21 protein-coding genes and 1 pseudogene are annotated in these 23,300 nt (G+C 65.5%); 18 read left to right on the plus strand and 4 right to left on the minus strand.

All coding sequences use genetic code 11. The annotated features are described in order from the left end of the window. Nucleotides 1-204: 204 nt before the first annotated feature. Entirely contained in the window at nucleotides 205-822 is a 618-nt protein-coding gene (locus C6570_RS08930; RefSeq protein ID WP_106702888.1) for an NAD(P)-dependent oxidoreductase, read from the minus strand. Between the two features lie 190 nt (nucleotides 823-1,012). On the opposite strand from C6570_RS08930, the gene C6570_RS08935 reads away from it, so the two are divergent. After that, nucleotides 1,013-1,948, plus strand: coding sequence for a LysR family transcriptional regulator (locus C6570_RS08935; protein ID WP_106702889.1), 936 nt, complete (start codon nucleotides 1,013-1,015; stop codon nucleotides 1,946-1,948). A gap of 220 nt (nucleotides 1,949-2,168) precedes the next feature. Here the strand turns inward: C6570_RS08935 and C6570_RS08940 are convergent, their stop codons facing one another. Further along, nucleotides 2,169-2,786 carry a TIGR00645 family protein gene (locus tag C6570_RS08940; RefSeq protein ID WP_106702890.1) on the minus strand — a complete coding sequence of 206 codons (618 nt, stop codon included), beginning with the start codon at nucleotides 2,784-2,786 and terminating at the stop codon, nucleotides 2,169-2,171. Between the two features lie 174 nt (nucleotides 2,787-2,960). Here C6570_RS08940 and acs point away from each other — a divergent pair, with 174 nt between their 5' ends. Next, nucleotides 2,961-4,943: an acetate--CoA ligase gene (gene acs, locus C6570_RS08945; RefSeq protein WP_106702891.1), complete on the plus strand. Its 1,983-nt coding sequence runs from the start codon at nucleotides 2,961-2,963 to the stop codon at nucleotides 4,941-4,943. Between the two features lie 130 nt (nucleotides 4,944-5,073). Here the strand turns inward: acs and C6570_RS08950 are convergent, their stop codons facing one another. Then, nucleotides 5,074-5,385: a c-type cytochrome gene (locus C6570_RS08950; RefSeq protein WP_106702892.1), complete on the minus strand. Its 312-nt coding sequence runs from the start codon at nucleotides 5,383-5,385 to the stop codon at nucleotides 5,074-5,076. A gap of 97 nt (nucleotides 5,386-5,482) precedes the next feature. Between C6570_RS08950 and C6570_RS08955 the strand changes: the two genes are divergently transcribed. The 8 genes from C6570_RS08955 (at nucleotide 5,483) to C6570_RS08990 (ending at nucleotide 14,673) form a co-directional block, all read left to right on the plus strand. Continuing rightward, nucleotides 5,483-5,731 (plus strand): TIGR04438 family Trp-rich protein, encoded by a 249-nt coding sequence (locus C6570_RS08955; protein WP_106702893.1) that lies wholly within the window; start codon nucleotides 5,483-5,485, stop codon nucleotides 5,729-5,731. Nucleotides 5,732-5,938: 207 nt separating this feature from the next. Beyond that, nucleotides 5,939-7,804: a dihydroxy-acid dehydratase gene (gene ilvD / locus C6570_RS08960; protein WP_106702894.1), complete on the plus strand. Its 1,866-nt coding sequence runs from the start codon at nucleotides 5,939-5,941 to the stop codon at nucleotides 7,802-7,804. Between the two features lie 275 nt (nucleotides 7,805-8,079). Further along, nucleotides 8,080-8,931, plus strand: coding sequence for a prolipoprotein diacylglyceryl transferase (gene lgt / locus C6570_RS08965; RefSeq protein ID WP_106704608.1), 852 nt, complete (start codon nucleotides 8,080-8,082; stop codon nucleotides 8,929-8,931). Nucleotides 8,932-8,982: 51 nt separating this feature from the next. Then, nucleotides 8,983-10,371, plus strand: coding sequence for a malonyl-CoA decarboxylase (locus C6570_RS08970; protein ID WP_106704609.1), 1,389 nt, complete (start codon nucleotides 8,983-8,985; stop codon nucleotides 10,369-10,371). 90 nt (nucleotides 10,372-10,461) lie between these two features. Beyond that, on the plus strand, nucleotides 10,462-11,448 hold the full coding sequence (locus tag C6570_RS08975; RefSeq protein WP_106702895.1) for a Bug family tripartite tricarboxylate transporter substrate binding protein: 987 nt from the start codon (nucleotides 10,462-10,464) through the stop codon (nucleotides 11,446-11,448). Between the two features lie 33 nt (nucleotides 11,449-11,481). Beyond that, nucleotides 11,482-12,285, plus strand: a complete 804-nt coding sequence (locus tag C6570_RS08980) for an enoyl-CoA hydratase/isomerase family protein (RefSeq protein WP_245896453.1) — start codon at nucleotides 11,482-11,484, stop codon at nucleotides 12,283-12,285. A gap of 40 nt (nucleotides 12,286-12,325) precedes the next feature. After that, nucleotides 12,326-13,915, plus strand: coding sequence for a malonate--CoA ligase (locus C6570_RS08985; protein WP_106702897.1), 1,590 nt, complete (start codon nucleotides 12,326-12,328; stop codon nucleotides 13,913-13,915). Between the two features lie 122 nt (nucleotides 13,916-14,037). Further along, nucleotides 14,038-14,673, plus strand: a complete 636-nt coding sequence (locus tag C6570_RS08990; RefSeq protein ID WP_123812240.1) for a LapA family protein — start codon at nucleotides 14,038-14,040, stop codon at nucleotides 14,671-14,673. 318 nt (nucleotides 14,674-14,991) lie between these two features. Here the strand turns inward: C6570_RS08990 and C6570_RS08995 are convergent, their stop codons facing one another. Further along, nucleotides 14,992-15,435: a universal stress protein gene (locus C6570_RS08995; RefSeq protein WP_106702899.1), complete on the minus strand. Its 444-nt coding sequence runs from the start codon at nucleotides 15,433-15,435 to the stop codon at nucleotides 14,992-14,994. 117 nt (nucleotides 15,436-15,552) lie between these two features. On the opposite strand from C6570_RS08995, the gene C6570_RS09000 reads away from it, so the two are divergent. The 8 genes and pseudogenes from C6570_RS09000 (at nucleotide 15,553) to ccoG (ending at nucleotide 23,298) form a co-directional block, all read left to right on the plus strand. Then, nucleotides 15,553-17,985 (plus strand): heavy metal translocating P-type ATPase, encoded by a 2,433-nt coding sequence (locus C6570_RS09000; RefSeq protein WP_425437914.1) that lies wholly within the window; start codon nucleotides 15,553-15,555, stop codon nucleotides 17,983-17,985. A gap of 1 nt (nucleotide 17,986) precedes the next feature. Further along, nucleotides 17,987-18,124, plus strand: a complete 138-nt coding sequence (gene ccoS / locus C6570_RS09005; RefSeq protein WP_106702901.1) for a cbb3-type cytochrome oxidase assembly protein CcoS — start codon at nucleotides 17,987-17,989, stop codon at nucleotides 18,122-18,124. Nucleotides 18,125-18,192: 68 nt separating this feature from the next. Then, the gene (gene ccoN / locus C6570_RS09010) at nucleotides 18,193-19,629 is read left to right on the plus strand and encodes a cytochrome-c oxidase, cbb3-type subunit I (protein ID WP_106702902.1); all 1,437 of its coding nucleotides are present in this window, start codon (nucleotides 18,193-18,195) and stop codon (nucleotides 19,627-19,629) included. Nucleotides 19,630-19,643: 14 nt separating this feature from the next. Then, the gene (gene ccoO, locus C6570_RS09015; protein ID WP_106702903.1) at nucleotides 19,644-20,261 is read left to right on the plus strand and encodes a cytochrome-c oxidase, cbb3-type subunit II; all 618 of its coding nucleotides are present in this window, start codon (nucleotides 19,644-19,646) and stop codon (nucleotides 20,259-20,261) included. Nucleotides 20,262-20,285: 24 nt separating this feature from the next. Beyond that, nucleotides 20,286-20,426: a cbb3-type cytochrome oxidase subunit 3 gene (locus C6570_RS09020; RefSeq protein ID WP_106702904.1), complete on the plus strand. Its 141-nt coding sequence runs from the start codon at nucleotides 20,286-20,288 to the stop codon at nucleotides 20,424-20,426. Nucleotides 20,427-20,449: 23 nt separating this feature from the next. Continuing rightward, nucleotides 20,450-21,361: pseudogene (ccoP, locus tag C6570_RS09025) on the plus strand (cytochrome-c oxidase, cbb3-type subunit III); the annotation flags it as partial. Between the two features lie 147 nt (nucleotides 21,362-21,508). Further along, nucleotides 21,509-21,733, plus strand: a complete 225-nt coding sequence (locus C6570_RS18400; RefSeq protein WP_245896456.1) for an OmpA family protein — start codon at nucleotides 21,509-21,511, stop codon at nucleotides 21,731-21,733. Nucleotides 21,734-21,888: 155 nt separating this feature from the next. Beyond that, nucleotides 21,889-23,298: a cytochrome c oxidase accessory protein CcoG gene (gene ccoG, locus C6570_RS09030; RefSeq protein ID WP_106704610.1), complete on the plus strand. Its 1,410-nt coding sequence runs from the start codon at nucleotides 21,889-21,891 to the stop codon at nucleotides 23,296-23,298. The last annotated feature ends 2 nt before the right edge of the window (nucleotides 23,299-23,300 follow it).

Genomic DNA, 23,300 nt, shown 5'->3' on the forward strand with positions numbered 1-23,300 from the left:
TTGCTTGGCGGGTGGGCGTGCGGTGGTCACCCAGCCTTCTTTCAGGTCACCGCCCAGATCAACGTCCTTCCTGTTCGCAATCAAATTGATAGCTGCTGGCGCTGGTAGGGCGGGCGCCAGAGGCTGATTTGATGCACAACGCCACGCAGGCGAACGCCCAGCGGCCCAGCCCGCTTCACGCAACGGCCCGCCGCCGCGTGCGGCTCAATAACCGACCGTGAAGCGCTCGCGCGCGTGCTGGGGCCGCTCGAACTCGTCCAGGAAGGCGATGGCGAAGTCGGCAAAGCTGATCCAGCTGCGGCCTTCAGCGCTGACCAGCAGGTCGTCCTTGCCCAGGCGGAAGTGGCCGGTGCGCGGGCCTTCGACGAATTCAGCCGATGGCGACAGAAAGGTCCAGTTCAGCGCGGGCTCGGCCTGCAGGGCGTCCAGAAACTGGCCGCCCGCGGCGGCTTCGGCCTTGTACGCCTCGGGGAAATCGGGCGAATCGATCACGCGCGCGCCGCCGGCCACGCGCAGGCTGCCTGCACCGCCCACCACCATCAGGCGCGGCACGTGGGCCTGCTTCACGGGGCCGATCACCGCCTGGGGCGGCACGGTGGCGAAATGCGCGGCGCTGAAAACCGCGTCGTGGCTGCCGATGGCCTTGGCCAGCGCGGCACTGTCCAGCACGTCCAGATCGACGGGAATCACGCCGTCGCGCCCGGACAGCTGGCTGCTGGCGTGGCGCGCAATGGCGGTGACGCGGTGGCCCCGACGCAGGGCTTCTTCCAGCAATTGACCGCCTGCGCGGCCGGTGGCTCCGATGATGGCGATGTGGGCCATGGTGGTGTCCTTTCAAATAAACAAGTCGAACGGATGAGATGAACCAGTGTGCGGCGCGGTGGCTGGCGGATGTGTCAGCCGGCAGCGCCACACGGTGTACCGATGGTAAATTTCTGAATTCGATTGAAATAGACCGTCAATGGCACTGGTTTATTGCTGAAATCGTTCAACTGAGGGCTGAGGGGCGCACATGGACCGTCTGCAAGCGATGCAGGTTTTCGTGACCACGGTCGAGGCCGGCAGCCTGAGCGGCGCCGCCGATCGGCTGGGGCTGTCGCGCCCGGTGGTCACGCGCTACCTGGCCGAGCTGGAGGCCTGGGCCGGCGCCCGGCTGTTGCACCGCAGCACCCGCCGCCTGGGCCTGACGACGGCGGGCGAAGCCGTGCTGCCCGCGTGTCGGCAGGTGCTGTCGCTGGCGCAGGGCATGCAGGCGCAGGCCGCACCGGCGGACGGCGCGGCGCCGCTCACCGGCCAGCTGCGGCTGACGGCCAGCAACTCGGTCGGGCAGGTGCAGCTGGCGCCCGCGTTGGCCGATTTCGTGGCGCGGCACCCGGGCGTGTCGGTCGATCTGCAAATGCAGGACCGCGCGGTGAACCTGGTGCAAGAGCGCATCGACCTGGCCATTCGCATCGCTGTGGAGCTGGACCCGAACCTGATCGCCCGCCGCCTGTGCGACTGCCATTCGGTCGTCTGCGCGGCGCCCGCCTACCTGGCCGCGCGCGGCTGGCCCGATCGGCCCGAAGCGCTGGCGGCGCACAACTGCCTGACGCACAGCTACTTCGGCCAAAGCGTGTGGCAGTTCACCGATGCGCAGGGCCAACCCACCTCGGTGGCGGTGCGCGGCAATTTGACCGCCAACGACGCGATGGCGCTGCTGCGCGCGGCCGAGTGCGGCGCCGGCGTGGCGCGCCTGCCGACCATCCTGGCGCGGCCGGCGCTGGCCAGCGGCGCCCTGTTGCCCGTTCTGCCGGGCTGGACACCGCAAATCGCGGGCGTGTGGGCGGTATACACCTCGCGCCGCCACATGCTGCCTGCGCTGCGCGCGCTGCTGGGCTTTTTGGTGGAACGCTTCGCGGCCGAGCCCGCCTGGGGCCCGCTGGGCGATGCGGCGCCGCTGGGCGCCTGAGCGGCGCGCTGTGCAAGCTGCGGTGCAGCTTGCTGGCCGCGGCGGGCGGGTGGATGGATTGCAGCTCGCAGTCTGGGCGGCCGCGCCTGCGCAGCGAATACTATGCTATTGATAGCTGCCAGCGCAGGTGGCACCAGCGCTGGAGGCTGTTTTTATAGGTAGATGACCGGGTAGGGTTTTCGCACCGCCCAGCGGGCGCCTGACCGTTGCCCGCCGTCTTTCAGTGCCCGCCGTGGTGCCCGCTGTGGCCGCCGCTCATCAGCTTGTCGGTGTAGGCGATGGCCATGGCCGACAGCAGGAAGGTGATGTGGATCACCGTCTGCGCCACCAGCGTCCTGTCGGAATAGTTGTCGGCGTTGATGAAGGTTTTCAGCAAGTGGATCGAGCTGATGCCGATGATCGACAGCGCCAGCTTCACCTTCAGCGTGCTGGCGTTCACGTGATCCAGCCACTCAGGCTGGTCCCGGTGGCCTTCCAGGTTCAGCCGGCTGACAAAGGTCTCGTAGCCCCCCACGATCACCATGATCAGCAGGTTGGAGATCATCACCACGTCGATCAGCGCCAGCACCACCAGCATGATGATGGTTTCGTTCAGCGACCCGACCGGTGCGGACGTCTTGTAGCCAATGCTGTCGACCAGCGCCTGCAGCGCGTCCTTGTTGCCCAGCGCCGCCTCGACCAGGTGCCACAGCTCGATCATGAAGTAGCCGACGTACACGGCCTGCGCCACGATCAGGCCCAGGTACAGCGGCAGCTGCAGCCAGCGGCTGGCAAAGATCAGCCGGGGCAGGGGGCGCAGGACGCGCTCAACGGAAGGGGGCAGTTGCGGTTCGCTCATGGAGGCGTGGGAAGGGTGGCGCGCGCGGGGCACGCGGTGGGGCGAGGGCGTATTCTAGAGATGGGCGGCGTCTGCCAGTCAGTGCGTTGTAAGAGCGCCCGTTGATCATGATTTGGTTGCGTCGGCCAGCGTCGGCGGCGCGCGCACCAGCCAACAAAACAGGAGACAAATTCCATGAGCGCGATTGAATCGGTTTTGGTTGAGAACCGGGTGTTCCCACCCAGCGAAGCGGTGGTCAAGGCCGCGCGCGTGGGCGGCATGGACGCCTACAACGCCCTGTGCAAAGAGGCCGAAGACGACTTCGAGGGCTTCTGGGCGCGGCACGCCAAGGAAAACCTCGTGTGGGCCAAGCCGTTCACGCAGGTGCTGGACGAATCGAACAAGCCTTTCTACCGCTGGTTTGCCGACGGGCAGCTGAACGCCAGCGCCAACTGCCTGGACAAGCACGTCGGCACGCCGGTAGAAAACAAGACCGCCATCATCTTCGAGGCGGACGACGGCGCGGTGACGAAGGTCACCTACAAAGAACTGCTGGCGCGCGTCGGCCAGTTCGCCAATGCGCTGAAGGTCAGCGGCGTCAAGAAGGGCGACCGCGTGCTGGTCTACATGCCCATGACGGTGGAAGGCGTGATCGCCATGCAGGCGTGCGCGCGCATCGGCGCCACGCACAGCGTGGTGTTTGGCGGCTTTTCGGCCAAGGCGCTGCAAGAACGCATCATCGACGGCGGCGCCGTCGCGGTCATCACCGCCAACTACCAGATGCGCGGCGGCAAGGAACTGCCCCTGAAGGCCATCGTGGACGAAGCATTGGCGATGGGCGGGTGCGAGTCGATCCAGAACGTCTTTGTTTTTGAACGCACGGCCACCGCCTGCGCCATGGTCGAAGGGCGCGACAAGACCTTCACCCAGATCCTGACCGGGCAAAGCACCGACTGCCCGCCGGAAGTGGTGGACGCCGAGCATCCGCTGTTCGTGCTGTACACCAGCGGCTCCACCGGCAAGCCCAAGGGCGTGCAGCACGCCACGGGCGGCTACCTGCTGTGGGCGAAGATGACGATGGACTGGACTTTCGACCTGAAGGATTCGGACGTCTTCTGGTGCACGGCCGACATCGGCTGGATTACCGGCCACACGTACGTGGCCTACGGCCCGCTGGCCGCTGGCGCCACGCAGATCATCTTTGAAGGCGTGCCCACCTACCCGAACGCGGGCCGCTTCTGGCAGATGATCGAAAAGCACAAGTGCACGATCTTCTACACGGCGCCCACGGCCATCCGCTCGCTGATCAAGGCGTCCGACACCGATGAGAAGGTGCACCCGAAGAACTGGGACTTGTCGTCGCTGCGCATCCTGGGCAGCGTGGGCGAGCCCATCAACCCCGAGGCGTGGATGTGGTACTACCGCAATGTGGGCGCCGAGCGCTGCCCCATCGTGGACACGTTCTGGCAGACCGAAACGGGCGGCCACATGATCACCCCGCTGCCGGGCGCCACGCCGTTGGTGCCGGGCTCGTGCACTTTGCCGCTGCCGGGCATCATGGCGGCCATCGTCGACGAGGCGGGCAACGACATGCCCAACGGCTCGGGCGGCATCCTGGTCGTCAAGAAGCCGTGGCCCAGCATGATCCGCAACATCTGGGGCGACCCGGAGCGCTTCAAGAAAAGCTACTTTCCTGAAGAGCTCAAGGGCTATTACTTGGCGGGCGACGGCGCCGTGCGCGATGCCGAGCGCGGCTACTTCCGCATCACCGGGCGCATCGACGACGTGCTGAACGTGTCGGGCCACCGCATGGGCACGATGGAGATTGAATCCGCACTGGTCGCCAAGACCGACTTGGTGGCCGAAGCCGCCGTGGTGGGTCGCCCCGACGATTTGACCGGCGAGGCGATTTGCGCCTTCGTGGTGCTCAAGCGCAGCCTGCCGGAGGGCGACGAAGCGAAGGCCATCGCCAAGGAGCTGCGCGACTGGGTGGCCAAGGAGATAGGCCCCATCGCCAAGCCCAAGGACATCCGCTTTGGTGAGAACCTGCCCAAGACGCGGTCGGGCAAGATCATGCGCCGCCTGCTGCGCAGCCTGGCCAAGGGCGAGCAGATCACCCAGGACACCAGCACGCTGGAAAACCCGGCCATCCTGACGCAGCTGGATCAAACGTACTGATCGGCCGGGACGCCAGTGCGGGGCACTCGGCCCCAGCACTGGCGTTCTGACTGGATTGCGACAGGCGCTCGCCTCGACGCCTCAACAAAAAACCCGCCAGCGGCGGGTTTTTTTGCGGGATGCCAGTCGTTTACTTGAGCGACAGGATCCAGGTGGCCAGGGCTTTCGCCTCCGCCGGGCTGACGTTGGCGTTGGGCGGCATGGGCACGGCGCCCCACACGCCCGAGCCGCCTTTCTGGATCTTAGCGGCCAGCTTGTCTACCGCGCCGGCCTCCTTGCCGTATTTGGCGGCCACATCTTTGTAGGCAGGGCCCACGAGCTTCTTGTCCACCGCGTGGCAGGCCATGCAGTTCTTCGCTTTGGCCATCGCTTCGTCAGCCATGGCTGGCGCGACCGCGGTCACCGCAGCCAAGGTGGCAATAGTCATCACAATACGCTTCATCGTCGGTTCTCCATCGCGGGTAGTTGCGCTACAGTCAATCAACGTCATTGTAGGCGGCGAGGTTGACCGGCCCGCCCGGTGCGGTTAGAGGAATACCATGTACTTTTTGGGCTTGGGCATCGTTTTGTTGCTCCTGAAATGGCAGGAAATCGGCCCCGTGGCCGAATGGTCCTGGTGGACGGTGCTGGCGCCCTTCGCGCTGGCCGTGGTTTGGTGGACCTGGGCCGATTGGTCGGGCTACACCAAGCGCAAGGCGATGGAGCGTGACGACCAGCGCAAGCAGGACCGGATCAACCGCCACCTCGAGGCCATCGGCCAAAAGCCGCGCGACGCCCGTCGCCGCTGACGGCGCCGTGCGGCCGCGGTCGCCAACCCCCACCTTTCCCGACACAGCGCTGCAGCCGCCAAGGCCCAGCGCCGCGCGCGCAGGTCGTCCATAATCCCAGGTGAACCGCAGCCCTAGCTGCGCCGTGTGGATTGGCCGCATGGGATGCGGGTCAGCACGCACGCCGAAGCGACGTGTGCCTGTCTCACCCCGATTTCCCTGACCACGATGCCTGCCTACCGTTCCAAGACCTCCACCGCCGGCCGCAACATGGCGGGTGCGCGTTCCCTGTGGCGCGCCACCGGCATGAAAGACGGTGATTTCTCCAAGCCCATCATTGCGGTGGTGAACTCGTTCACGCAGTTCGTGCCTGGCCACGTCCATTTGAAGGACCTGGGCCAGCTGGTTGCGCGTGAAATCGAGGCCGCTGGCGGCGTGGCGAAGGAATTCAACACCATCGCCGTGGACGACGGCATCGCCATGGGCCATGACGGCATGCTGTATTCGCTGCCCAGTCGCGAGGTGATCGCCGATTCGGTCGAATACATGGTCAACGCCCACTGCGCCGACGCCATGGTCTGCATCAGCAACTGCGACAAGATCACCCCCGGCATGCTGATGGCCGCCATGCGCCTGAACATTCCTGTGGTTTTCGTCTCTGGCGGCCCGATGGAAGCCGGCAAGGTGCGCCTGGCGGTGCCGGGGCAGGGCGGCGAGAAAACCATCCAGATCAAGAAGCTGGATTTGATCGACGCCATGGTGATGGCCGCCGACAGCAAGGTCAGCGACGCCGAGGTGGCCGAGGTAGAGCGCTCTGCCTGCCCGACCTGCGGCTCTTGCTCGGGCATGTTCACCGCCAACTCGATGAACTGCCTGGCCGAGGCGCTGGGTCTGGCGCTGCCGGGCAACGGCACGGTGGTGGCCACGCACGCCGACCGCGAGCAGCTGTTCAAGCGCGCCGGCCGCCTGGCGGTTGAGCTGTGCCAGCGTTACTACGAGCAGGAAGACGCCAGCGTGCTGCCGCGCGCCGTGGGCTTCAAGGCGTTTGAGAACGCGATGACGCTGGACATCGCCATGGGCGGCTCCACCAACACCATCCTGCATCTGCTGGCCATCGCGCAAGAGGCGGGCATCGACTTCACGATGAAGGACATCGACCGTCTTTCGCGCGCGGTGCCGCAGCTATGCAAGGTGGCGCCCAACACCAACAAGTACCACATCGAAGACGTGCACCGCGCAGGCGGCATCATGGCCATCCTGGGCGAGCTGGACCGCGCCGGCAAGCTGCACACCGACGTGCCCACGGTGCACGCGCGCACCATGAAGGACGCGCTGGCCCAATGGGACGTGACTGGCCCGGTGGACGAGGCCGTCAAGACCTTCTACATGGCCGGCCCCGCGGGTATTCCCACGCAGGTGGCGTTCAGCCAGAACACGCGCTGGCCCAGCCTGGACACCGACCGCCAGGAAGGCTGCATCCGTTCGTACGACCACGCCTTCAGCAAGGAAGGCGGCCTGGCCGTGCTGCACGGCAACATTGCGCTGGACGGCTGCGTGGTGAAAACCGCTGGCGTGGACGATTCGATCCTGGTGTTTGAGGGGCCGGCCCACGTGGTCGAATCGCAGGACGAGGCGGTTGAAAACATCCTGGCCGACAAGGTCAAGGCTGGCGACGTGGTCGTGGTGCGCTACGAGGGCCCCAAGGGCGGCCCGGGCATGCAGGAAATGCTCTACCCCACCAGCTACATCAAGTCCAAGGGCCTGGGCAAGGTCTGCGCGCTGCTGACCGACGGGCGCTTTTCGGGCGGTACGTCGGGCCTGTCGATCGGCCATTGCTCGCCTGAGGCCGCCGCCGGCGGCGCGATTGGCCTGGTGCGCAACGGCGACCGCATCCGCATCGACATCCCCAACCGCACGATCAACGTGCTGCTCAGCGATGAAGAGCTGGCCCAGCGCCGCGCCGAGCAAGATGCCAAGGGCTGGAAGCCCACCCTGCCGCGCCCGCGCAAGGTTTCTACTGCCTTGAAGGCCTACGCCAAGCTCGTCACGTCAGCCGACAAAGGTGCCGTGCGCGACGCCAGCCTGCTGGACTGATCGCCGCACGGGCCATCGGAACAAGAAAGCCGCCTGCGGGCGGCTTTTTGCTTTTTGGTCGAAGGGTGAAGCCGCTGCGGAGGGTGCTGCGCCGCCGGGGCTTACGGCTCGACGATGGCTCCGCTCCGTCCCGCGACGCGCGACGGCGTGCCTGCAACGCCATCGCCGCGCCGCCCGAACGGGAATCGCCTGCGCGCCCACGCGGCCCTGCCGCGGTGGCTACCGCCAAGCCCAAGGCCATGCGCCCGCCATTTCGCACAGGCACAATCGGCGCCATGCTGATGTACCCCCAAATCGACCCCATCGCCATTCGCCTGGGCCCACTGGCCGTCCACTGGTACGGCCTGACCTACCTGGTGGCTTTTGGGCTGTTCTTCCTGCTGGCCACGCGCCGCCTGAAGCATGAGCCCTATGCCAGCATCACGCAGCCCGCGCCCTGGACGCGGCGCGACATCGAAGACTTGCTGTTCTGGGGCGTGATGGGCGTCATCCTGGGCGGGCGCCTGGGCTACTGCCTGTTCTACAAGCCCAGCTATTACGCGAGCCACCCGCTGGAAGTGTTCGCCGTGTGGCAAGGCGGGATGAGCTTTCATGGCGGCATGCTGGGCGTGATCATCGCCATGATGCTGTGGGCGCGCCGCACCGGGCGCCCCTGGCTGCAAGTCACCGACCTGATTGCCCCCTGCGTGCCGCTGGGCCTGGCGTCGGGGCGCGTGGGCAACTTCATCAATGGCGAGCTGTGGGGCCGCCTGGCCGACCCGTCGCTGCCCTGGGCCATGGTCTTTCCGGGCGCGGCGCTGCCCGATGGCACCAACCCGCCGCGTCACCCTTCGCAGATCTACCAGTTCTTGCTGGAAGGCGTGCTGCTGTTCGTGCTGCTGTGGCTATACGCGCGCCACCCGCGCAAGACCGGACAAGTCAGTGGGGCGTTTTTGGTGGGCTATGGCGCTTTCCGCTTCATCGCCGAATACTTCAGGCAGCCCGACGCCTACCTGGGCCTGCTGGCGCTGGGCATGAGCATGGGCCAGTGGCTGTGCGTTCCGATGATCGTCGCTGGCGCGGTGCTGTGGGTGTGGGCCACGCGCCGCCCGCAGCCGCCCTTGGCGATGGGTGGCCAGCCTAACTGATCTTTTAAGCCAAATTGGCCTTTGGCGCTGGTGCAGCAAGCGGGAGAAGCTATGAATAATGTAGTGAAATCCGATGCGGCGGGCGAAGGCGCCACCGCCCGCACCATGCGTGAACGCCTGGGCGCGCTGCTGGGGCGGCGGCATGAAGCGCTGTCGCCCTGGGTGCTGCGCCGCACGCTGGGCGAGCTGCAGGCCGTCAACGACCCGGCTGTCAGCGATGTCGAAGGCGGCCGCCGCGCCGCCGGGGTGGCGAGTTGGTACGCCGGCGCCTCGCCCGAAGAGCGGCGCGACTGCTGGCTGCTGATGAGCGAGCAGTTCGCCCCCGACGTCAGCGCGCTGGACGAAGCCCGGCGCGACTACGAAGTCGCCTTGGGCACGCCCGGCGAGGCCGAGGCCGAAGTGCGCCTGCGCCGCGCCTACGTGTCGCCTCGTACGCGGCTGCTGCAGCGCTTTGCCGCCTTCCCGCAAGGGCTGCGCTTTCTGCTCGACATGCGTGCCGAGCTGTTGCCGCACCTCAAGAGCGACAAGCGCCTGGTCGCGCTGGACGCCGAGCTGGAGGCGCTGTTTTCCACCTGGTTCGACGTGGCCTTTCTGAACTTGCAGCGCATCAGCTGGCAGTCGCCCGCCGCGCTGGTCGAAAAGCTGATCAAGTACGAAGCGGTGCACGACGTCACCAGCTGGGCCGACGCCAAGAACCGCCTGGACGAAGACCGGCGCTGCTACGGCTTCTTTCACCCCCGCCTGCCCGGCGAGCCGCTGATCTTTGTCGAAGTGGCGCTGCTGCAGGGCCTGGCCAGCAGCATGCCGCCGCTGCTGGACGAAAGCGCCGATGCGGCCGACTTAGGCAAGGCCAGCACCGCCATCTTCTATTCCATCAGCAACACGCAGCAGGGCCTCAAGGGCGTGGGTTTTGGCGATTCGCTGATCAAGCGCGTGGTCGAAACCCTGCGCGCCGAGTTTTCGCAGCTCAAGGAATTCGCCACGCTGTCGCCCATTCCGGGCTTGCGCGGCTGGCTGGGCAAGCAGGCAGAGGCGCTGTGGGCCGCCACGCCCGCGCGCACGCGCCAGGCTATCGACAAGCAGCTGGGCACATCGGGGCTGACCAGCGCAGCGCTGCTGGCGGCGCTGGACAAACCCAAGGAGCTGGACGAAAAGTCGCCCCTGGCGCGCTGGCTGCAAGGCGCGGCCGCGCGCTACCTTGCGCCCGAGCTGGCACCCGGCGATCGCCCGCTGGACGCGGTGGCGCGCTTTCACCTGGGCAACGGCGCGCGGGTAGAGCGCATCAACTGGCTGGGCGACCCGTCTGCCAAGGGCGTCAAGCAGTCGTACGGCCTGATGGTGAATTACCTGTACGACCTCAAGCGCCTGGACAAGCACCGCGCCGCGTTGGCACGGGGAAAAATACCTGTATCGGGCGCGGTGCAAAGCCTGTTAGATTGATTCGTAGCCTTTCGGCGCGCACAGCGCGCGGGGGGCGACGATCAAAAAATGGCGCGCGTTCAGTGCGCCGCACGACAGGAGACAAGCCGCATGAACCCCCGCATTCGCCGTCGCCACGTCCTGCTGGCGGGCGCCAGTGCCGCCGTCGCCGCGCCTTGGGCCGCCCGCGCCCAATCCAGCTGGCCCGCCAAGCCGGTCAATTTGGTGGTGCCCTTTCCGGCGGGCGGCGGTACCGACGCCTTTGCCCGGCCCCTGGCCACGCAGTTTTCCAAGCTCACCGGCAAGACGCTGGTGATCGACAACCGCGGCGGGGCCGGTGGCACGCTGGGCGCGTCGGTGGCGGCCCGGCTGCCGGCCGATGGGCACAACCTGTTCATGGGCGGGGCGCACCACGTGGTGGCGCCCAGCATGTACCCCAGGCTGGACTACGACATCGAGAAAGACTTCGTCCCGCTGATCCAGGTGGCCAGCGTGCCGCAGGTGCTGGTGGTCAACGCCAAGCGGGCGAACACGGGCAGCTACCAGGAGTTCATCGAGCTGATCCGCAAGAACCCCGGCAAGCTGAACTACGCGTCCGCCGGTGCCGGATCGGTGCACCACCTGGCAGGTGAGTTGTTCAAGCAGCAGACCAAGACCTTCATCACCCACATCCCTTACCGCGGCGCCGGCCCGGCACTGCAAGATCTGATAGCGGGCAATGTCGACATGAACTTCGACGGCCTGGGCTCTTCGGCGGGCCACATCAAGGGTGGGCGCATCAAGGCGCTGATGGTGGCGGGCAGCCAGCGCAACCCCGCCATTCCGGACGTGCCCTGCGCCGCTGAAGTGGGCCTGCCCGCCTACGATGTGCACACCTGGTACGGCATCTGGGCGCCCAAGGGCACGCCGGCCGACGCGCAGGCGGGCGCCATCGAGGCGATCCGCAAGGCCTGCCAGGAGTCAGAATCCAAAACCGTGTGGGCCGGCCAGGGCGCCGACTTTCCCAACGTGTCGGGCGAGCGGTTCGCCAAGCTGATCCACACCGAGATCGGAAAATGGGCGCAGGTTGTCAAACTGTCGGGGGCCAAGCTGGAGTGACGGCCCCGACGCAAGCAAGGAGGGCCGGTGCCCGTGGCAGGTGAAGTGCGGTTAATGGAGGACGGCGCCATCGCCGTTGTGGAGCTGAATCACCCTGGCAAGTACAACGCCATGTCGCGCGCCATGTGGCGCGAGCTGGCCGAGGTTTTCCGGGCGATTCAGGCAGATGCTTTGAACAGCGGGCGCTGGCGCTGCGTGCTGCTGCGCGGGGCCGACGGGCATTTTTGTGCGGGCGGGGACATCGCCGAATACCCGGCGTTTCGCTTCGACCGTGAACGCCTGCGCGCCTTTCACGAAGACGAGGTGTGGGGCGGTTTGCAGGCGGTGATCGACTGCGACGTGCCCATCGTCGCCGCCATCGAGGGCAACTGCATGGGCGCCGGCGTGGAAATCGCCAGCGCGTGCGACATCCGGGTGGCGGCCGAATCGGCACGCTTTGGCGCACCGATCGCCAAGCTGGGCTTTCCGATGGCGCCGCGCGAAGCCGCGCTGGTGGCGGGTGCCTTGGGCGAGGCCACCGCGCGCGAAATGCTGCTGGAGGCCGCCGTGCTAGACGCCGCCGAGCTGCGCCAGCGCGGCTTTCTGCAAGCCGTGCTGCCCGCGCCAGAGCTGGCTGCGCACGCACGCGCCCGCGCCGAGCGCATCGCCATGCTCAGCCCCCAGGCGGCGCGCTTGAACAAACAAACGCTCAGGGCATTGAAATGGCCGCCAGCGCAAGCTGCAACAGCGCCAGCAGCTATGCAATTGATAGTAGAAGGCGCCTACGACTACGCCGACAGCCCAGAGCACCGCGAGGGCATTGACGCCTTTTTGACCAAGCGCCGCGCCCGCTTTTAGCGCCGCGCCTTTCATCACCCCGCTAAATACGCCAACCGAGATGAGCAACCAGAACCTGTTTGTCGCCCTGCGCAACGCCTTTCCCGCCGACCTGGACGCCCTGGCCGTCGAAACGGACGAAGGCCTGCGCTATTCCTGGCGCGACCTGGACCGCGCCACCGCCATGATGGCCAACCTGCTGCAGTCGCTGGACATTCCGAAGTCAAGCGACGGCGTGCCGCCGCGCGTGGCCGTGCAGGTGGAAAAGTCGGTGGAAGCGATGGTGCTGTACCTGGCCACGCTGCGCGCGGGCTTTGCCTTTTTGCCGCTGAACACCGCCTACCAGAGCGCCGAGATCGAATACTTCATCGGCAACGCCGAACCGGCGGTGGTGGTGTGCAGCGGGGCGCACTTTCCGTGGGTCAGCCAGATTGCTTTCAAGGCGGGCACGCGTCACGTCTTCACGCTGAACGACGACCGCACCGGCAGCCTGCTGGAGCGCGCCGCCCATTGCAGCGACCAGCAGGCGCCGGTGGCGCGGCAGGCGGACGACCTGGCCGCCATCCTGTACACCAGCGGCACCACCGGGCGCAGCAAGGGCGCCATGCTGTCGCACGGCAACCTGCTGTCGAACGCGGCGATGCTGAAAGACTACTGGGGCTGGACGCAGACCGGCGGCCCGCAGGGGCGCGGCGACGTGCTGATCCACGCGCTGCCCATCTTCCACGTGCATGGCCTGTTCGTGGCCATCCACGGCGCGCTGCTGAACGGCAGCACCATGCTGTGGCACGGCAAGTTCGACCCGAAAAAGGTGATTGCCGACCTGCCGCGCGCCACCGTCTTCATGGGCGTGCCCACGCTGTACGTGCGCATGCTGGCCGATGCTGCGCTGACGCGCGAACCGCCGGCAAAGATGCGCCTGTTCATCAGCGGATCGGCGCCGCTGCTGATCGAGACCTTCAACACCTGGCGCGAGCGCACCGGCCACACCATTCTGGAGCGCTATGGCATGAGCGAGACGATCATGCTGACCTCTAACCCCTACCAGGCCGACGCGCGCTACGGCGGCCAGTCCGAGCGGCGGGGCGGCACGGTGGGCTTTCCGCTGCCGGGCGTGCAGGTGCGCATCCAGGGTGACGACGGGCAGGCGCTGCCGCCGGGCGACATCGGCGGCGTGCAGGTGGCCGGGCCCAACGTGTTTGCGGGCTACTGGCGCATGCCGGAGAAGACCCAGGAAGAATTCACCGCCGACGGTTTCTTCAAGACCGGCGACGTGGGCCTGCAGGACGAGCGCGGCTACGTCACCATCGTCGGGCGCAGCAAGGACTTGATCATCAGCGGCGGCTACAACGTGTACCCGGCCGAGATCGAGGGCTACCTGAACGACATGCCCGGCGTGGCCGAAAGTGCCGTCGTCGGCGTGCCGCACCCGGATTTCGGCGAAGTGGGCGTGGCGGTGGTCATCGCCAAACCCGGCGCCCAGCTGGATGGCGAGGCGCTGATGGCCGCGCTGAAGGCCAAGCTGGCCAACTTCAAGGTTCCCAAGCGCTGCTTCATCGCGCCCGAACTGCCGCGCAACACCATGGGCAAGGTGCAGAAGAACCTGCTGCGCGACCAGCACAAGGGCTTGTTCACCACCGGCACGCCATGACGATTGGGGGCCTTCGCTGACAAAGCGGGGCCGGGCAGGGGGCTAAACTCGGCAGCTAAGCAGGTTCGCAGCGACAGCGCGCGCCCCCACGACCAGACACGTCCAGCGAGAAGGGAAGACGGATGTCCTTGAAATCCTTGTTACTGCTCATTATTGGCATTGCCGTCTTGGCCTTCGTCGGCCTGAACTGGGCGGCCATGAACACGCCCACCGACCTGAACCTGGGCTTCACCGAAATTCGCGCGCCGCTCGGCCTGGTGCTGCTGGGCCTGATGGCCGCGCTGTCGGTGGTGTTTGTCGCCATGGTTGCCTACACCCAGGGTACGGTGCTGGTGGAAACGCGCCGCCACGCCAAGGAACTGGCCGCCCAGCGCGAGCTGGCCGACAAGGCCGAGGCATCGCGCTTTACCGATCTGCGCGCGCATCTGGACAAGGAAATGACGCGCCTGACCGACTCGGTGGCAATGCAGACGCGCGAAATGCTGTCGCGTGTGGACCGCGCTGAAATGGGCCTGCGCGACCGCCCGGTGGACGCCGAAGTGTCCCGCCTGGTGCAAGCCGTGGAGAACCACAACCGCGACCTGCACGCGCGGGTGGACCGCCTGGAGATGGGCCTGCGCGACGGGCTGGCTGGCTACGTGCCCGCACCGGCTTCGGTGCGGCCCGCGGCATTGACGGGCCAGTCGTACCAGCCGGCACCGGCTGAGCGCAACCCAGACCCCACGCAAGACCCTATCGGCAGCGCGGTTCCGCGCTGAGCGATACCGCCAATTTCCTGGTCTTTGGCGCCTCTAGCCTAGGCGCAATCAGCGCGGCCAGCTATGCAATAGATAGCTGGCCGTTCGCGTTTTGGGGCTGTGCCTGTCAGTGAATCTGCGGCTTTCGCGCGTTTCGGCTTACCTACGGCGGCGGAGCGCATGTCTCATCGCAGACCGGAGGAAAGGGCAAAGGGCGGCGCAGTGCAGCGCCAAGCCATCCAGAAACAGCTGGCTTAAAAAAGCAAGTCAAATCGCCCGCCAGCGCCCTACCTACAAGCGCTGGCAGCTATGTTTGTCATAGCGAAGGGCGGCGGGCCCTCAGCGCAGCACCAGCACCGGGATTTCGGAATGGGTCAGCACCTGCTGGGTTTCGCTGCCCAGCAGCAGGCGTTTGACGCCCTTGCGGCCGTGCGACGCCATTACGATCAAATCGGCCTTGTGCTTCTTGGCGGCGGCGATCAGCGCGTCGGACACCACGTCCGACTTGGCCAGGATCGCCTTCACTTTCACGCCCTGCGCCTCGCCCGCGGCCTTGACCGCATCGACCACGCTGCGGCCGTCGTCACTCCATTTCTGTTCTACCCGCGCCACGTCTTCGGCCGACAGCGGCACCGAGCCTTCGAAATAGCTTTGCGGGTAGCGCGGAATCACCTTCAGCGCGATCAACTCGGCGCCGGCCAGCGCGGCCAGTTCGATGGCGCTGTTGACGGCCTTGGTGGACAGCTTGGAGCCATCGGTGGCCACCAGAATGCGTTGGTACATGGTTTTTCTTCCTTGGTTGGGCCTGCTTTGGCACGCGACAGTGCCGCTCAGCCTGAAACCATACTCTCCTGACGATGGTGCTGTGCTTGACATAGGTCAAGCCCGGCGGCGGGCGGCATGGTTAGAGTCGCTTCTGTTATGCAGGGCGCCAGTGCGATTGTTCCTCCACTGACGCGGGTTGACGCTCCCGCGGGCGGCTTGGCGTCGCCCGCGCCACGGGCGCCGGACGATTTCACACTGCTGGACGAGCGCGACACGTGGCTCGAATTCAGCCGCCCTCTGGGCGACACCCAGGCCAGCGGCGGGGCCGCCACGGCGCAACCCGTCGGCCCTGGCCGCTGGGAATCGACGGTGGTGTTTGAAGGCATGCATTGCGCCGCCTGCGCCGGCACCATCGAGCAGGCACTGCGCGCCACCCCCGGCGTGCTGGAGGCCGATGTCAGCGCGGCCAGCCACCGCGGCCGCATCGTCTGGGACGAGCAGGGCACGCGCCCTTCCGCCTGGATGCGCGCGGTGCAGCGCACAGGCTACCGCCCGCTGCCCGCCCACGACGCCTTCGCCAGCGCGCGCCGCCAGGCCGAAACCCGCAAGATGCTCTGGCGCCTGGGCGTGGCCGGTGTCTGCATGATGCAGGTCATGATGTACGCCGCGCCGACGTACTTCGCCGCGCCGGGCGATATCGCCCCCGATCTGGTCAACCTCTTGCGCTGGGCGCAGTGGGTGCTTTCGCTGCCCGTGGTGCTTTTTTCTTGCCGGCCGTTCTTTGCCAATGCGTTGCGTGATTTGCGCCAGCGTTCGATCAGCATGGATTTGCCGGTGGCGCTGGGCATGGGCATCTCCTTCGTGGTCAGCTCGCTGGGCACGTTCGAACCGGGTGGATTGTTTGGGCGCGAGGTGTACTTTGACTCGCTCACCATGTTTGTCTTTTTCCTGCTGACCGGGCGCTGGCTGGAGTTGCGCATGCGCGACCGCACGGCCGGCGCACTCGAAGCATTGATGCACCGCCTGCCCGAGAGCGTTCAGCGGCTTTCTGCCAGCGGCGAATGGGAGCGCGTGGTGACGCGGCGCGTGCGCGTGGGCGACGTGCTGCTGGTCTTGCCGGGCGAGGCCTTTCCGGCCGACGGCGTGGTGTTGCGCGGCCATACCTCGGTGGACGAGGCGCTGCTGACCGGCGAATCCACCCCCGTGGCCCGCCGGGACGGCGATCAGGTGATTGCTGGCAGCCACAACCTGGCTGCCCCGGTGGAAGTGAAGGTTTTGCGCATCGGCGGCGACACGCGGTATGCGCAGATCGTGTCGTTGATGGAACAGGCTTCCGTCAGCAAACCGCAACTGGCGCAGCTGGCGGACCGCATGGCCAAGCCGTTTCTGGTGCTGGTGCTGGTGGCAGCGGCGGTGGCCTGTGCCTACTGGTGGCCCAGCGATCCGGGCCATGCGCTGATGATCGCCGTCGCGATTCTGGTGGTGACGTGCCCCTGCGCTTTGTCGTTGGCGACGCCTGCGGCCATGCTGGCCAGCGCTGGGGCGCTGGCGCGCAACGGCGTGCTGGTGCGCCGCCTGCAGGGGCTGGAAACGCTGGCCGAGGTGGATACCCTGGTCTTCGACAAGACCGGCACCCTCACGCGCGACGCATTTGTCTTGAAGCACATCCGCCTGCGCGAAGGGGCTGCGCAAACGGAGGTGATGGTGTTGGCGGCGCAACTGGCCAAAGGCAGCCTGCACCCGGTGTCGCGCGCGCTGGTGCGTGCCGCCGAAGCGCAGATTGACCTGGGCGGCGCGCCCATTGCCGTACCGGTGCGCGATGTCACCGAAGTCGCAGGCCAGGGCGTGCGCGCTTCGGCCGAGCTGGCGGGCGCGTGGCAGAGCGTGCGATTGGGCTCATCCGCCTTCTGCGACGTTGGTCAGGATGCCCGGGTGCGCGACGCAGCGGCAGCGGCCGAGGGGCCTGTAAGCCATTTGTCTGACAGCCAGGGCTGGCTGGCCACTTTCGTTTTTCACGAAGATCTGCGCGACGACGCGCTGGCCACCGTGCAGGCGCTGGAGGCCGACGGGGTGCGGGTTCAGCTGCTTTCTGGTGATTCACCCGCGGCGGCGCAAGCGCTGGGGGCCATGGCGGGTATTGCGCAGGTGCGCGGCGCCTGCACGCCAGACGACAAGCTGGCCCTCATGCAGGCCGAGCAGCGGGCCGGGCACACCGTCGCGATGGTGGGCGATGGCCTGAACGATGGCCCCGTACTGGCCGGCGCCCACGTGTCATTTGCGTTCGGGCGCGCCGTGCCGCTGGCGCGCGCGCAGTCCGACTTCGTGGTGTTGGGCGAGCGGCTGGCTGCGATCGCGGACACGCGCCTGACGTCGCGCAAAACCATGCGCATCGTTCGCCAGAACCTGGCCTGGGCTGCGGCCTACAACGCGGTGGGTGTACCCATGGCCATGGTCGGCTGGATGCCGCCCTGGGCGGCAGGCTTGGGTATGGCCTTGAGCTCGCTGCTGGTGGTGGGCAACGCACTGCGGCTGGCCAGGCGCGACATCGGCACAACCGGAGCGGCGTGACATGGACATTCTTTATCTGTTGATCCCGCTGTCCGTAGGGCTGGTGTTCGTCATTCTGGGCGTGCTGGCCTGGGCCATCTACCGTGGCCAGTTTGACGACGTCGATCGCGAGGGGCAGCGGATTCTTGATCAGGATTGATCGGCGTCAACCAAACCCATTCGATCTTCGCGGACACTCCATTAGCTATTTTTGAGGATGAGGTGGAAATGACATTCGCCAATACCCAGGCCACGGTCTACAACGACAGAGTGGTCAGACAGTTCGCCATCATGACGGTGGTGTGGGGCGTCGTAGGCATGCTTGTGGGCGTGCTGATTGCTGCACAGCTGGCTTGGCCAGATCTGACGCACGGCATACCGTGGTTGAGCTATGGCCGATTGCGCCCACTGCACACCAATGCGGTGATTTTTGCGTTTGGGGGTTGTGCGCTGATTGGCACTTCCTTCTACGTCGTGCAGCGAACCTGCCAGGTTCGACTGTTCTCCGACAAGATGGCGGCCTTCGTCTTCTGGGGCTGGCAGCTGGTCATCGTCGCAGCGGCGATTTCCTTGCCCTTGGGCTTCACGACCTCGAAAGAGTACGCTGAGCTGGAATGGCCCATCGACCTCTTGATCACGGCCGTTTGGGTTGTGTACGCGATCGTGTTCTTCGGGACGGTTGGTACACGCCGCGTTCGCCACATCTACGTGGCCAACTGGTTCTACGGCGCCTTCATCCTGGCCATCGCGATGCTTCACATCGTGAACAACGCCGAGCTGCCGGTGGGCCCGATGAAATCCTATTCCGCCTATGCAGGCGTTCAGGATGCGATGGTGCAGTGGTGGTACGGCCACAACGCGGTCGGCTTCCTGCTCACCGCTGGCTTCCTAGGCATGATGTATTACTTCATCCCCAAGCAGGCCGAACGTCCTGTCTACAGCTACCGCCTGTCGATCGTCCACTTCTGGGCGCTGATCTTCACGTACATGTGGGCCGGCCCTCACCATTTGCACTACACCGCGCTGCCTGATTGGGCGCAGTCGGTCGGCATGGTGTTCTCGCTGATCCTGCTGGCCCCCAGCTGGGGCGGGATGATCAACGGCATCATGACCCTGTCGGGTGCCTGGCACAAGCTGCGTGACGATCCCATCCTGCGCTTCCTGATCGTGTCGCTGTCGTTCTACGGCATGTCCACGTTCGAAGGTCCGATGATGTCCGTCAAGACCGTCAACGCACTGTCGCACTACACCGACTGGACCATTGGCCACGTGCACTCTGGTGCGCTCGGATGGGTGGGCTTGATCACCATCGGTTCGATGTACTACCTGATCCCGCGCCTGTTTGGCCGTAAAGAGATGTACAGCGTCAAGGCCATCGAGGTGCACTTCTGGGTGGCCACCATCGGTATCGTGATCTATATCGCCGCAATGTGGATTGCCGGTGTGATGCAGGGCCTGATGTGGCGCGCGGTCAACGCCGACGGCACGCTGACCTACACCTTCGTTGAATCGGTCAAGGCAACTTATCCGTTCTACGTGCTGCGCCTGATCGGTGGCGTGCTGTACCTGAGCGGCATGGTGGTCATGCTCTGGAATACGGTCAAGACGATGACGGCCGGGCGGGTTGTGCCGGTTCAGATTCCGGCCATGGCTGCCCACGCCTGAGGAGGTAAATAACCATGGCACAAGAAAAAATCTCCGGCCACGGCCGGGTCGAGACCAACAACTTCCTGCTGATCGTCCTGACGCTGATCGTTCTGTCGTTCGGTGGTTTGGTTGAGATCGTTCCGCTGTTCTTCCAGAAGTCGACCACGCAGCCGATCGAAGGCCTCAAGCCATATACCGCCTTGCAGGTCATCGGTCGCGACGTGTACGTCCGCGAGGGCTGCTACAACTGCCACTCACAGATGATTCGCCCCTTCCGGGCAGAAGCGCTTCGCTACGGTCCCTACTCGGTCGCTGGTGAATTCGTCTACGACCATCCGTTCCAGTGGGGCAGTAAACGCACCGGCCCCGACCTGGCGCGCGTGGGTGGCCGCTACAGCGACGACTGGCACCGTGCCCACTTGCACAACCCGCGTGATGTGGTGCCCGAGTCGAACATGCCGGCTTACCCCTGGCTTGAGGCTACGCCCGCCAACGCGAACACGATCCAGGCGCATATGCGCGGTCTGCGCACCCTGGGCGCGCCGTACACGGACGAAGAGATCGCCAAGGCGCCAGAAGAGGTGAAAGACAAAACCGAACTCGATGCGGTGATCTCTTACCTGCAAGTGCTCGGAATCCACCGCAAGTAACCCTCAACCGAAGGAGAGCGTGTCATGGACAGCATCAATGTGTTGCGCATCATCGTGACCGTGGCGTCTTTCGCCCTGTTCATCGGAATCGTGGTGTGGGCATGGTCGAGCCGGAATAAGGCTCAGTTCGAGGAGGCGGCTCGGCTGCCGTTTGAAGAGAACTGAGCGCGGCGGTCAAGGAATAAAAAATGAGCGACTTTACGAGTAACTTCTGGTCGGTTTACGTCGCCGGCATCACGCTGGCGGGTATTCTGGGATGTCTGGCCCTGTTGTGGTTCAGTGGCAAGACCAAGGCCATGACGCATACCGACAACACCACCGGTCACGTGTGGGATGGCGACTTGCGCGAGATGAACAACCCGCTGCCGCGCTGGTGGGTCGGTTTGTTCATCATTACCTGTGTTTTCAGCCTGATCTATCTGTATCTGTACCCTGGCCTGGGTTCGTACCAAGGCTCGCTGAAGTGGACGCAGACTGGTCAGTTCGAGCGTGAGGTTGAGCGCGGTAACGAACAAGTGGCACCGATCTATGCCGGCTTCGCTGGCAAGTCGATCGAGGCCCTGTCGAAAGACCCGCAGGCCATGGCCATTGGTGACCGCTTGTTCATGAACAATTGCGCCCAGTGCCATGGATCGGACGCTCGCGGCAGCAAGGGCTTTCCCAACCTGACGGACGACAACTGGACCTGGGGCGGCACGCCCGAGCAGATCCACGAGACGATCACCAAGGGCCGGATGGCCATCATGACGCCCATGGGCGCGGCTGTCGGGTCTTCGGACGACATTCGCAACCTGGCCAACTACGTGATGAGCCTGTCCAACGGTCCCCACGATTCGGTTCGCGCCAACCTTGGCAAGTCGAAGTTCACCGTGTGCGCTGCCTGCCATGGCGCCGACGGAAAAGGCAACCAAGCACTGGGCGCCCCGAACCTGACGCGCGGCATCTTCATCTACGGCCCGGCGGTCGAGTCCCACGTGGCCGACATGATCGCCAATGGCCGCACCGGCGTGATGCCGGCTTGGGAAAGCAAGTTCACGCCCGAGCAGTTGAACGTTCTGACCGCCTATGTCTGGGGTCGTGGGGGTGGCGTTGCACCCGCACCGGCAGCCGCTGCCCCGGCAGCGCCAGCGGCCGCAGCCAGCGCCGACAGAGCGTCGGTCGCGGTGGAAGGCGGCGTCGTCAGCTTCTTCTTCGCCACCGGCAAGTCGGACGTCGCTGCAGATGCCGACAAAGCGTTGGCGGAAGTGGTGGCTGGCGTGAAAGCGGGCAAGAAAGTGCAAGTCAGCGGCTTTGTTGATAGCACCGGCGACGCTGCTCAGAACGCTGAACTGGCCAAGCAACGCGCTTTTGCCGTGCGCGACCAGCTCAAGGCATTGGGCATTGCGGAAGACAAGATCGACTTGAAAGAGCCGAAGAACATCGACGCTGGCGCCGGTGCGCAGGCTCGTCGAGTGGAAGTCAGTCTGGTTTGACGGCGCAGCCAGCGAACGGCGAGGGTGCCATGCAGGGCATGGTGCTCTCCCGTTGCGAGCAGCGCATCATGAGCGGTGTTGAGCGCCACCGCCCCGCTTACCCGTCAATTGGTACGGGATACGGGCCAAACCGCGCTCTGAACTGAGTGGGCGAGATGGCATCGAAGGACAAGGTCGCCGCGGCGGCCAACCAAGAAGTTGAGGTCTCGCTGTACGAGGCCCAGAAGAAGATTTACCCACGCAGCGTCACGGGCGTTTTCGCCAAGTGGCGCTGGTTTTTTGTTTTCGCCACTCAGCTGTTCTTCTACGGCATGCCGTGGCTGCAGTGGGGCGACCGCCAGGCCATGCTGTTCGATCTGGACACGCGGCGGTTCTACATCTTCGGGTTGGTGCTGTACCCGCAGGACGTGATTTATCTGGCCGGCATCCTGATCATCTCCGCCATGCTGCTGTTCCTGTTCACGGCAGTGGCAGGCAGGCAGTGGTGTGGCTACACCTGTCCGCAAACCGTCTATACGGAAATCTATTTGTGGATCGAGCGCAAGTTCGAGGGTGATCGTTCAGCGCGCCTGCGCCTGGATGCGTCGCCCATGTCGCTCAACAAGTTCTGGCGCAAGACCGGCAAGCAGCTGGCCTGGATCGCCGTCGGTCTTTGGACGGGTTTTACCTTCGTCGGCTATTTCACGCCCATCCGCGAACTGGCGATGCACGTCGTGGGGATGAGTCTTGGCCCGTGGGAAACGTTCTGGATCTGCTTCTACGGCTTTGCCACTTACGGCAACGGCGGGTACATGCGCGAGCAGGTCTGCAAGTACATGTGCCCTTACGCACGCTTTCAGAGCGCCATGTTCGACAAGGACACGCTGATCGTCACCTACGACGCCAAACGCGGCGAGCCGCGCGGTGCGCGCTCGAAGAAAGCCGATCCGCGCGCCTTGGGCCTGGGCGATTGCGTCAACTGCACGCTGTGTGTGCAGGTGTGCCCGACGGGTATCGACATCCGCAATGGGCTGCAATACGAATGCATCAGCTGCGCCGCGTGCATCGACGTGTGCGACGACGTGATGGACAAGGTGGGCTACCCGCGCGGTTTGATCCGTTACTCGACCGAGCGCGCGATGGAGGAGGGGTGGAATCGCGCCCAGATTCTCCAGCGCGTGCTGCGCCCGCGCGTGCTCATCTATTCGGCGATCCTGGCCGTGGTCACCATTGCCTTGCTGGCCAGCCTGGTCATGCGCACGCCTTTCAAGGTAGACATCGTGCGCGACCGCGCCACGCTGGCGCGCATCGTCGAAGGTGGAAAGATCGAGAACGTCTATCGCGTTCAGATCATGAACGCGACCGAGCACGCTCGGCAGTACACGCTTTCAGCTGAAGGGCTTCCGGGCATCGAAATGGTGACGGACAAACAGGTCACGGTGGATGCCGCCGAGTCGCTGTGGGTGCCGGTGCGCCTGAGGGTGCCCTACGATGCAGCCAGCCCAGGCTCTCATGAGATCCGCATCGGCGTGAGTGCGCCCGATGGCGTTGTTCAGGAAAAATCCGTTTTCATCGTGCCGAGGTAATC

This window comes from Ottowia oryzae (assembly GCF_003008535.1).
GTDB lineage: Bacteria > Pseudomonadota > Gammaproteobacteria > Burkholderiales > Burkholderiaceae_C > Ottowia > Ottowia oryzae.

What these genes read in the sequence shown, in the direction of transcription:
- C6570_RS08930 (WP_106702888.1), bottom strand. Translation starts at nt 822, where the DNA reads ATGGCCCACATCGCCATCATCGGAGCCACCGGCCGCGCAGGCGGTCAA.
- C6570_RS08935 (WP_106702889.1), top strand. Translation starts at nt 1,013, where the DNA reads ATGGACCGTCTGCAAGCGATGCAGGTTTTCGTGACCACGGTCGAGGCC.
- C6570_RS08940 (WP_106702890.1), bottom strand. Translation starts at nt 2,786, where the DNA reads ATGAGCGAACCGCAACTGCCCCCTTCCGTTGAGCGCGTCCTGCGCCCC.
- acs (WP_106702891.1), top strand. Translation starts at nt 2,961, where the DNA reads ATGAGCGCGATTGAATCGGTTTTGGTTGAGAACCGGGTGTTCCCACCC.
- C6570_RS08950 (WP_106702892.1), bottom strand. Translation starts at nt 5,385, where the DNA reads ATGAAGCGTATTGTGATGACTATTGCCACCTTGGCTGCGGTGACCGCG.
- C6570_RS08955 (WP_106702893.1), top strand. Translation starts at nt 5,483, where the DNA reads ATGTACTTTTTGGGCTTGGGCATCGTTTTGTTGCTCCTGAAATGGCAG.
- ilvD (WP_106702894.1), top strand. Translation starts at nt 5,939, where the DNA reads ATGCCTGCCTACCGTTCCAAGACCTCCACCGCCGGCCGCAACATGGCG.
- lgt (WP_106704608.1), top strand. Translation starts at nt 8,080, where the DNA reads ATGCTGATGTACCCCCAAATCGACCCCATCGCCATTCGCCTGGGCCCA.
- C6570_RS08970 (WP_106704609.1), top strand. Translation starts at nt 8,983, where the DNA reads ATGAATAATGTAGTGAAATCCGATGCGGCGGGCGAAGGCGCCACCGCC.
- C6570_RS08975 (WP_106702895.1), top strand. Translation starts at nt 10,462, where the DNA reads ATGAACCCCCGCATTCGCCGTCGCCACGTCCTGCTGGCGGGCGCCAGT.
- C6570_RS08985 (WP_106702897.1), top strand. Translation starts at nt 12,326, where the DNA reads ATGAGCAACCAGAACCTGTTTGTCGCCCTGCGCAACGCCTTTCCCGCC.
- C6570_RS08990 (WP_123812240.1), top strand. Translation starts at nt 14,038, where the DNA reads ATGTCCTTGAAATCCTTGTTACTGCTCATTATTGGCATTGCCGTCTTG.
- C6570_RS08995 (WP_106702899.1), bottom strand. Translation starts at nt 15,435, where the DNA reads ATGTACCAACGCATTCTGGTGGCCACCGATGGCTCCAAGCTGTCCACC.
- C6570_RS09000 (WP_425437914.1), top strand. Translation starts at nt 15,553, where the DNA reads ATGGTTAGAGTCGCTTCTGTTATGCAGGGCGCCAGTGCGATTGTTCCT.
- ccoS (WP_106702901.1), top strand. Translation starts at nt 17,987, where the DNA reads ATGGACATTCTTTATCTGTTGATCCCGCTGTCCGTAGGGCTGGTGTTC.
- ccoN (WP_106702902.1), top strand. Translation starts at nt 18,193, where the DNA reads ATGACATTCGCCAATACCCAGGCCACGGTCTACAACGACAGAGTGGTC.
- ccoO (WP_106702903.1), top strand. Translation starts at nt 19,644, where the DNA reads ATGGCACAAGAAAAAATCTCCGGCCACGGCCGGGTCGAGACCAACAAC.
- C6570_RS09020 (WP_106702904.1), top strand. Translation starts at nt 20,286, where the DNA reads ATGGACAGCATCAATGTGTTGCGCATCATCGTGACCGTGGCGTCTTTC.
- ccoG (WP_106704610.1), top strand. Translation starts at nt 21,889, where the DNA reads ATGGCATCGAAGGACAAGGTCGCCGCGGCGGCCAACCAAGAAGTTGAG.